Source organism: Lacinutrix cladophorae, assembly GCF_053604645.1.
Genome location: NZ_JBSHNR010000051.1, coordinates 1 through 11113 on the forward strand (window position 1 = coordinate 1; position 11113 = coordinate 11113).

Genomic DNA, 11113 nt, shown 5'->3' on the forward strand with positions numbered 1-11113 from the left:
GCGTTTGGCAGTGGCTATTTATTAATCGCTGAGAATCTCTTAAAAAATAATTTCTTGATCCTTGTATAGAACCTACCTGACGGCAGGCAGGTATTGAAATTTACGAGAAGTTCTATTTTATATAATATAGAATTATAGCTACACATCTAAATTATTCTAACGAAGCCACAATTAGCTTGACATAATTACTATCGATATAAGTCTAAAGACGTTATATCTGCAATTATGTCAAATATCGCCCAAAAGCGCTATTTCGCTAATTGTTGTAAAATGTACTATAATGTACCGCGTTATGTAACCTGAGCTTTGGTTAAAAGCGAAAGGTTCTTCTTAAGTTTCTTGAAAAAATTTATTCTAAAAGTTTCTTCTACAATGTTAATGGAACACTTTTTATGCGACGACGTAGGAGGAAGCGTAATGTGTGTGGAATGGTTATAAATTGCAATACACTCAAATATTTACGGTTTTACCATAAATATATTCTCACAAAATTTACTATATTTAAGCTCTCCCTAAGTATGATTAATAAGCTAACTTCTAACTAGGTTTTTCTAATTAGATAAGAATCCTTTTATGTATTAATTGAAAGATATTATAAAAACTAAATGACAAAACCTGCAATAAACCATTTTTTTAAAGGAATAACATATTTAGATATAATTAATCTTGAAGAGAAAACGGATTTAAAGCAAGACTCGCTATTTGCTACAAGCGATTATTTTATTGACCTCTCACAATTAAGATTCGTTGAATTAAATGCAATTACTAAATTAACTTTATTCATAGAAACTTTATTAAAAATAAATGATTTAAATATTTTTATTGCTTTACCAACTAATAAGTTAAGTGATAAAGAGGCTAATTCGACTGACTTTGATGAGAATTTAAGAAGTAGCATTTTAAACTCCAGAATTAAAGCTAATAATTTTATAAAAACTGTTGGATTTATTAATGCTATTAGAAGGATTTCTGAAATTTATAATAAGGATATATACATAACTGAAGATTATTCATTTGAAACTGAATTTAATTCGAAATCATTTCAAAGCTCTTTTGAAGAAATATTTGAAACCAAGAGTATTGACTATAGTAGTTACAAATATATATTACCTTTAGAATGGATAGATTGTAGTCTAGGGTTACAAGACTTTACCTTAATAGAAAAGAGAATTGATAAAATCTTAGATGACAAAGATAGAGGTTTAGAAAAAGTCGATGTTCAAGGAATTAAAAATGTAGTTTTTTCAGAACTTATTAAAAATGTAGTTGAACATTCAAAAACACAATACGCTTTATTTACGATAGGGTTGATTAGTACGACTAGTCTTTTCAAAAACAGGAAGGGCAAAAAAATAAATCCTATAGAAAAAGATTATATATCTTGGATTAAAGAAGATAATATTAAATTTCAAGTCGAAATATATTTTGGAGATACAGGAGAAGGTATATTAATTGATGATTTTGAAACAAAATATAAATTAGAAAACAACAATATTGATTCAAAAGAAGAACAATTAAAGTGGGCATTTCAAAAATGGTCAACATTAAAAGATTCTGAATTAAGAAGAGGAACTAAAGGTTTATATAGAATACAACGCATAGTAAATAAGTATAATGGACTTTTTAATATAATAACATCAAATCATAATGGAGGTTATAGAAAAGGAGGATTAGTAAATTCTGAGTGGGTATATAGAAAATGTAAAACTAATACAGTTGGAACTTTTGTTCAAATAAAATTATGCCCTTACATAGAAGCAAGAGAATTTAAATTTAGTCTTAAAGAAAATAGCACCAAGAAGAAATGGAAAACAGTTAATTATAATCCTAAACACAATGTTGATTTTCTTGATTCAGTTAAAAATGATTTAAAAACTAGTGATAATTTACTTTTGATTCTTAACCTTAATGAATTCAAAGAATCAGAAGTTATAAGTTTTCTTGAAGAGAAACTGCCTGAATTCAGTTTTGAAGCACATCCTTGTGGCTTAGTTATTTATCTATTAAGTAGTTTGAAAAATGACACACTACAAATCCTAACAGATTCTGTTAATGAACATATTACTAAAATAACTGGTAATGACGTTTTTCAAGAAATAGTTCATAAAGATTTCGAAGAAGTTTATGACCCTGTTTTAATAATTGGGAAAAATAATAAAGCATTTTGGTATGGAGGTAATCAAGAATTAATAAATATTTTGAATGAAGCGTATTCAACTGATTTAAGCACATCAGAAATATCAAATTTAAAATCTTACACTACTCTTGAGTTAGAAATTAAAACTAAAATTCGTTTGCATCTTGAAAATGAAAGTAGTTTAATAAATGTCAATAAAGAAGGTGAGTTATTATTCAATTTCTCAAATATTGATGACTTATTTGAAAAAATAGTAGTTGAAAAAACCTTAAATAATAAGGAAAAAAATATAGAACTTAAATATTGTTCCCCAAAATTAGAAGTTGTTGAAAATTGGATAAACTATGAAGAACTTCTTAAGGACAATGACTACGGTTTTGCACTTTCCCTTTATTTGAAATTAAAGAAATTACAGAACCTTTTAATTGTAAAACAAACAGAAGAACTAAATAGAACATATTTATTACTTGACCATAAACAACAATTGAGATTAGCGAATTCATTTGCCTCACTCTATGGTATACCAAAAAGAAATATTAAAATAATTACGGAAGATGTTAATCCTAATATACCTAGAAGAACAAAATTATTTCCTGAAAAAAACAATGTAATTGTATTAACTACAGTTATTTCAAGTTCCGAAACAGTTAGGAGATTAGTGAAATACATAAAAAGAGATTCTGCGACACCTTTGATTATATTAACAATAAGTAATAATAGAAAGTACGATATTAATAAACTTGAAACTTGGCAAGAAAAAACTGAAATTGCTAGTATCTATACAAAGAATAAAAAAGAGATTCCAAAAACCCAAAGGGATGAGACATACCATAATTTAAAGTATGAGAGGATAAATAAAAATCTAATATTAAAAAGTCCAGATTTTAAAACAGAAAAAAAGAGTGATTTTAAAAATATAGAAATTAAACTAAATGAAGAACTTAGAGATTACATAATTTCTAAAAAGGTTCTTCATTATAATCATATTGGAATATTTAGAAATAGGCATTTTACTTTTTATTTAGATAAAATTAAATTATTAAAATTAGAAAGTTTTTTATGGACAAAAATTAAAGATAGTATTGAAAAATGGAAGGAAACAAATAGCATTGACTTATTTACTTTGTTAATTCCTCGTTCACTTTTTTCTTCAGATTATATTAAAAATAAGTTTTATGCTCATTTGAAAGAGTTTTCATCAAGTATAAGGTTTATTGATGAGAACGATAGTCATATAAATGATCCTAACGTCGTATATTTTGATTTTGGCATAATCTCTGGAAAATCGATTAACAGTATCATTTCAAAATGCGCACAGGTAGACAATTTATTTGTTTGTATTCTATTTGATCAGTCCAAAAATGGGGAATTTAATCTTTATGACCGAATAAGTTATTTTAATAATGAAAACCTCATAGTTGAAAAGCAAACAAAATTTTCAATCAAATATCTTTACAAACTGCCTTTAGGATTTTTCACTTCTGAAAATTGTCCAATATGTGAACATAGACGAGCCCTTGATTTTTATAAAATTAACTTAGACTATATGTATTCTTTTTCAGAAGACAGACAAAATAAGTTGCAACTTAAAGATAGTACAGAACTTGCACAAGTAGATTATCCTTTTGATTTTTATTTTCAATACGATAAGCCAGACCACGAATTATCGTCAATTCTAATTGTAAAAATGTTTGAGTTTAAAATGCTTTTAGATATGTCTATAAAGCATACATATTATAGGATTAAACTGTATAATTATGTGTTAGATATTTTCAAAAATATTGAAACAGAATTGTCAGATTGTTTATCAAACCTATATGCTGTTCTATATTATCTATCTCATGAAATAAACTGGCTGCAAAAAGAGCCACTAGTTTTCAAGGATTTAAGGTTTTTACTAGCTCAAATATCGCATAAAGTGGCAGTTATTGATATAAACGTATTAATTAAGAAATTTGAACAGTCTAATGATTCAATAACAACACCTTTCAAATTAGCTGTTAGATATAAATATTGCGCTATTTCATTATTAAGATCTACGGATAAATTAAAATTTTGTGAATCTATTTCTTCTATAATAAATTCATCATTAGATGATACACAAACATTAAGAAATAATTTAGTCCAAAATACTTTTTATCACACCTTATCGCTTTATAAGAATACATACAATAAAAGTGACAAATACTATAACACGATTTCCGATGAATTAGAAATAATTTCAAAAAACAAATTGACACTTAAGCAACAATCTATTGTAAAATACTTAGAGGTTTATAATAATCTATTCTATTTAGCTTCGGATTTAAAAGTCATAAAATCATTAAAAAAATATTATGATGAGTATTATACTACAAACCATCCTTATCCAGATAATTCTATGACTAATATGGATTTAAGCCAATTTGTGCCTTTAGGTATTGAAGATATAAGGGATAATGATAAAATGTCAGAATATTATCCAGATTTAAAACTTTTAACAGATGATTTAACCGATAATTGGTTTAGAGTTTCTACATATATCGATACAAATATAAAGCTACACACCGAACAACTATCAGATAATTTTAAAAATTCAGCTTTCTTTAAACGAATGGGTTTTGATGATATGATTAAGAATATTTTTGATGGTAATTATGTATTAGGTATTACAGATGATTTATCAACTATAATAAAAGAGATTAATGAAAATCCAATTATTTATGTAAATAGAAAAACTGAATATGATCAATTGCATAGTAAAGTATATCATAACTTAATATCTAGGGAGTCAAAATTCTCAAAATTCATATCACAATTCCCTACTGATATCATATCAAATATTAAAAAAAAGTTTGAAAATAAATTTGAAAAATTAAAGATTATTTCAAAACTTAAATCGGTTAAAGTTTTTTACCCTGAACATAGTTTGACTGAAGCTTTTGATTTTATAATTGATAATATTAAAAAAAGAAAAACAGAAGGACTTTCTTTTTCAGATATATCAATTATTATATATATATCTGAAATCAATATTCAAAATATATCATATATAAAGATGAAAATAGAATACGATTCAACAGAAAATAAAAATAATACTCCAAATGAAACAGGAGGACTTAGTGATATTAAAGAAGAAATGAAAAATTTCGGAGGGTCTTTAAAGTATCCATCAATAACTAATGGAGAAGGATTATTTCAATTAAACTTTAAATTTATAAAATATGAGTAATTTTAAAATTGGATTTTGTGATGATTCTAAGGGCAGAGTAGGACTAATCAACGCTATGATTAGGTCTTTAAAATCTCAATATGATTTTATTCAGGAACCGAAAGAAATATCGTTTAAAGATATTTTAGAGAATAATATTTTAGATACATTAAACCTCGATTTGTTAATTCTTGATTTATATGATGAAAAAACGGATAAGTGGCTGGGAATTGATGCATTAGAATTAATTAAAACATCAGGTTTGAATGTACAAACAATAATTTTTTCTGGTGACAAAGAAGGTGCAGAAAGAAATCGAAATTTTTCGAAGGAGTATAAGTTTGTTATAAGTGAAATTGATAAAAATAAAGGTAAAATAGGAGGTTTGTCTGAATTAATTGAAGAGGAGTTATTGAACAAACTACCTAATCAATATTTAATGAATGAGAATGATTTAGTTCTAAAATTGCAAATTTCTTCTATTGGTGAAAACAATTTAAATCAAATTTTTAAAATAGTCAAAGATAAATTTGAAATAGAAGACAAAATTGAAATTAAAAGGATGGTTTCAGGCTATAGTGGTGCTGTTTTATTTAAATTCACTCATAAAAGTACTTCGTATATTCTTAAAGCATCTAAGGAAATACAAAAACTAAGTCAGGAATTAAAAAATTCAAAAGAGTATTATCATAAATTCCCTTCTCGATTTTTTAATTATATAGACTCAGAAGAAATTAAAACTAAAAATGGGGAAGTCCTATCAATGATTATTAAACTTATTGATGATGGAAAAACTCTGTTTGATTTTATTAAAGAAAATAACGAAGTTGGAATATTTGATAAAATATTTACAAATGATTACCGGCTAAAATCACATTACAAAAAAAATAGAGGAAAAAAGCATATTTGGTGTGATATCTTTGAGAGATTCTCAAACGAAAAATATTCTGTTATTGATAGTATTGCTCAAGAATTAAGTCCATTATTAAGCATGGGAAGTAACGAGTTTAATCTTTCAAATATTAAAAACCTTATAAAAGGTAAAAGTTTTGAAAATTTAGATATAAATAAATTAAAGGATCAAAACTATCAAGTATTAAACCACGGAGATTTACACTCTAGAAATATTTTAATTGAAGGTGACTCACCTTATTTAATAGATACAGGAGGTATTGATTATAGTTATTGGTGTTCAGATATTTGTCGATTAGTAGTTGACTTATTTATAAAAGGGCTAGATAATGGTAGAAAAGAGTATTACGATATTAATAAAATTTCAGATAATGTATCAATAGGTAAATTATTAATTAAAAGAGATTCAATTGATTTGGATAAAGTAAATGACAATTATATTAATTCAATTAATTGGCTGTCAAAAAATGTCGAAATTGTATATGATGATTTATTTTTTGAATATCAATATCAATTAGGGCTTATGAAAGAATTTCTGCAAGTATCTTATAGAGTTGATACAATACCACCAAATAAAAGAGCTATTGCCTTATTGTTAGCTTATCAATGTATGATGCTAGCAAATAAAAATGTTTACGATAAGAGTGATTAGAATTATTAACAAGACCTTAAAATTTTTGTCTAAAAAATAGTAAAGTAGTCGTATGTGTTTGAAATGTAAATAAAATTGAAAAGAATGTTTATTTTTTGTATATTTTTACGTCGCTAATTAAAATATAAAATGGCAGCAGCAGAACAGATAAAAAGCTTAATTAAATCTTTTAGTGAAGGTGATGACTCTCGCTTTTATGCAACAGCTATGCAAATAGCTGCAGCTGAAGCAAGAAAGGGACGTCAAGAGCTTGCCGAAGAGTTAAAAAAATTAATTAAGGACTCTAAAAAATCTAAACTGAATGTAAGTAATTTGAAAAACTTACCAGTTAATGCTGCGCAAAAAGAACTTAATGATTTATTAGAATTTACTAGACCTGATGATAGATTGAAAGATATGGTCTTAAACGTTAAGTTAAAAAAAGTCATTATTAGAATTTTAGATGAGCAAAAACAAATAGAAAAATTAAGACAGCATAATTTATTTCCTAGAAAAAAACTTTTGCTTACTGGACCTCCAGGTTGCGGTAAGACTATGACTGCTAAAGTACTATCAAATGAACTTGGCATTCCTTTATTTGTTATACGTCTTGATGGATTGATTAGTAGATATATGGGAGAGTCAATTGCTAAACTGCGTTTAGTTTTTGATACAATGAAAGAGTTTAGAGCTGTATATCTATTTGATGAATTTGATAGTATTGGGACTACCCGAGGACAGGGTAATGATGTTGGAGAAATAAAAAGAGTATTAAATAGTTTTCTTTTACAAATAGAAAAAGACGAATCCAATAGTTTAATAATTGCAGCAACTAATATGCCTGAAAATCTTGATGAAGCTCTTTTTAGGAGATTTGATGATATAATAAATTATCCTTTACCAACAGAAAAGCAGATACACCAATTTTATAAAAGAGAATTATCAGATAAATTAAATGATACTGATAATATACTTTTAATACTTGCCAAAAAATCTATCGGTCTTAACTTTTCTGATTTAGAAAGAGTTTGTCAAGACTTTTTAAAAAACATCCTCATTTACGGAGAGGAAAAATCTAATTTGGAGTTTATTTCTGAAATGATAAATTCTAGAAAAAAACCTTTCTAAATTAATGTCAGATTTAAATCATATTCTTTTAAATGGTTATACTTCGTCTTTTCCTTATTCTACACATGGAGGAGGAGGCTTTAATCTAAAACCTCGCGGAGACAGAAGACAGCATGGAACAAGAATACAACAATCTTTTAATGATGCTGTAAATGAGTTTTCAGAAGGAGATCTTGATTATGAGTTTGTATATATTGAATTTGAATCAGCAATTAATTTTGAATTAACCTTTGATAGATTTGAAGATGCTGGAGGAAATATAAGACTTGCTTCATGTAAGGCGATTTTTGGTACTGATTCCGATGATGTAGAACAAATAACCTATAAAATAGCTGTTTATTTAAATAAAGGTGCTGTTTCAACTTTTCTAGATAAAATTGAGAAATATATAAATGAAGATACGCCTGGAGGAAAACCAAAAAATCAAAATTTAGTTGCAAATATTGAAAATATTAGAGCTGCAACACTTGAGAGTTTCTGGCAGGAAACAGAAATTGGGTTTCCTGAATCAAATCAAAGTATTTGGTGGGAAGTGTGGTTTAGCAATGGCAATATAGATGAGATAACTGAATCTATAAGTTCTTTCAGAGAAAGCGGGTTAACTGTAAATGAGAGAATATTAGAATTTCCTGAAAATATAGTTAGTTTAGTTAGAGGAACTCCAGAACAATTAGCAACTACTTTATTATATCAAGATAATTTAGCTGAATTAAGAAAGCCAATAGAAACTTCTGATTTTTTCACAAATCTTGATAAAACTTGGGAAGGTGAATTTATTGACGACCTAAAGGCAAGAATAAATAATGAAATTAATCAAAGTAATGTTGTTGTTTGTTTATTAGATACAGGTGTTAATCGAACTAACCCACTTTTAGAAGATTTAATTCCAAGTAGAAATTTAGATTCTATAAATCCAGCATGGACAAATGCAGATTCATATCATCATGGTCATGGGACACCTATGGCTGGTTTAATATTATATGGTGATTTAAATGAACCATTAAGTTCAACTGGTGTTGTGAATATTACTAATAATGTTGAAAGTATAAAAATAATTGATGCTAGTACTGCTAATGATCCAGATTTATATGGTAAAATTACTTTAGAAGCGATTGCTAGTGCAGAGATTATAAATCCAAGATCTAAAAGAATAGTATGTCTAGCAGTAACAGCTCCTGATCATGAATATTTAGGCAGACCATCTTCTTGGTCTTCGGCTATTGACCAAAAATTATTTGGTTCAGTAAGTGATAGAAATGATAATACTCTAGTTTTAATATCTGGTGGAAATTTGCCTTTGAATGATAGATTAACTTATCCTTTGGCTAATGACGATTTTTCAGTACAAGATCCAGCACAATCTTTTAATTCTATTACAGTTGGTGCTTATACTAATAAAGATAGATTGGATGCGCAACAATTTCCTGGCGCTGAGTTATTAGCCCAAAGTGGTCAAATGTCTCCATGTAATTCTACATCGGTAAATTGGAATAAAAGGTGGCCAAGAAAACCAGATGTTGTATTTGAAGGAGGAAATGACGGAATATTTAACTCAGGAATACTTGACCATGATTCATTAAAACTACTTTCGACAGGAATAGGCGGTATAGGAAGGTCTTGGTTAACTACTTTTTCAGACACAAGTGCTTCTGTTGCATTAGCATCAAAATTTGCATCAGAATTATATCAAAAATATCCAGATTACAAACCGGAGACAATACGAGCACTGATAATACATTCTGCAGATTGGAATAGCGCTATGTTGAACAATATTAATATTGAAGATTTAAGTACCGAGGATAAATGGAATTTGATATCTAAAGTTGGTTATGGGATTCCTAGTTTAGAAAGAGCAAAATATAGTGCAGAAAATTCTTTGACTATGGTAGTAGAAAGGTCCTTAAGGCCTTATAAATATGAACAAAGTCGAGCGAAAACAAATGAATTTAATTTATTTGATTTGCCTTGGCCTACAGATATATTAACAGAATTAGCTGAATTAGATGTAAAGTTAAAAGTAACATTGTCATATTTTATAGAACCTAATCCAGGAAATAGACTATACGCAAGTGATCAGTCATATAAATCCCATGGTTTAAGATTTAAAATGATTGACAGAAATGAAGGTGTAGAAAGATTCAAAGCTAGAGTAAGCAAGTCAATACGAGAAGAACAAGAAGATTATATACAGGAGGGAAGTGAGAATTGGTTATTAGGCAGTCAAGTTAGAGATAAAGGTTGTATTCATAAGGATTTATGGATAGGATCTGCTGCTGATTTAGCATTAAGAAATAAAATAGCAATTTATCCAGTTGGAGGATGGTGGAAAAATCGAAAGAAATTGAGGCGATATGATTGCAATGTTGATTATAGCTTAATAGTTTCAATTGAAACTGAATCAACAGATATTGATATATATAATGAAGTTTTATCTCAAATTCCGGTTCCTGTACCAATTACAATTACTACAAGTTAAATTACATTATGTAAAATAGAATCTCTATTTGGCCTCATAAAATTTTGGTAAAACAATAAGGTGAAATGAGCGTGCATATTTTAGGCTATCCAATTGCAATTATCCAGTGGATGATTGTAATTGGATACAACACTTTACTAAAAGTCTACTTCAAATCGTATTTAACTAAAAATGTACTTTGGGTACATTTTCTTAACGCTAAATAGTCTAAAATATAGCGAATGAACCGTAAATTGTTTCCAAAATTATATACTATTTTCAATATTGATTGAGTATCAATATTGAAAACACCTAACTTGATTTTTTTTGTTTAGCCCACGCGTTAATATTGTTTTAGATGTGTTCGTGAATCTCCTAAAAAGTCGATTTCTTAAAATTTATGCTCTTGTGGCAATCCACGAGAATCGTCTAAAATTTTTTATTACGTACATTTTATCGAATACGCGATTTTTAATAATAGCAAAAAGGTTAGCTTTTATTTTGGCGTTGGCAAGCGTTGGATATCCCGAAAGCTTTCGGGACGAGCGTTTGGCAGTGGCTATTTATTAATCGCTGAGAATCTCTTAAAAAATAATTTCTTGATCCTTGTATAGAACCTACCTGACGGCAGGCAGGTATTGAAATTTACGAGAAGTTCTA

Annotated in this window: 4 protein-coding genes; all 4 read left to right on the forward strand. The window is 27.6% G+C overall.

Annotation, left to right across the window (positions count from 1 at the left end; translation table 11 throughout):
- Positions 1-605 precede the first annotated feature (605 nt).
- The 4 genes from ACVC3Y_RS00350 (at position 606) to ACVC3Y_RS00365 (ending at position 10474) form a co-directional block, all read left to right on the forward strand.
- The gene (locus ACVC3Y_RS00350; protein ID WP_452225754.1) at positions 606-5348 is read left to right on the forward strand and encodes a hypothetical protein; all 4743 of its coding nucleotides are present in this window, start codon (positions 606-608) and stop codon (positions 5346-5348) included.
- Entirely contained in the window at positions 5341-6891 is a 1551-nt protein-coding gene (locus tag ACVC3Y_RS00355; protein WP_452225755.1) for a hypothetical protein, read from the forward strand. Before ACVC3Y_RS00350 ends, ACVC3Y_RS00355 begins: the two co-directional genes overlap by 8 nt.
- A 129-nt stretch (positions 6892-7020) precedes the next feature.
- A complete protein-coding gene (locus ACVC3Y_RS00360; protein WP_452225756.1) occupies positions 7021-7998 on the forward strand; it encodes an AAA family ATPase in 978 nt (325 codons plus the stop codon).
- 4 nt (positions 7999-8002) lie between these two features.
- Positions 8003-10474, forward strand: coding sequence for a S8 family peptidase (locus ACVC3Y_RS00365; RefSeq protein WP_452225757.1), 2472 nt, complete (start codon positions 8003-8005; stop codon positions 10472-10474).
- Positions 10475-11113: the final 639 nt, after the last annotated feature.

Coding starts and splice junctions, on each gene's coding strand:
- ACVC3Y_RS00350 (WP_452225754.1), top strand. CDS start 606: ATGACAAAACCTGCAATAAACCATTTTTTTAAAGGAATAACATATTTA.
- ACVC3Y_RS00355 (WP_452225755.1), top strand. CDS start 5,341: ATGAGTAATTTTAAAATTGGATTTTGTGATGATTCTAAGGGCAGAGTA.
- ACVC3Y_RS00360 (WP_452225756.1), top strand. CDS start 7,021: ATGGCAGCAGCAGAACAGATAAAAAGCTTAATTAAATCTTTTAGTGAA.
- ACVC3Y_RS00365 (WP_452225757.1), top strand. CDS start 8,003: ATGTCAGATTTAAATCATATTCTTTTAAATGGTTATACTTCGTCTTTT.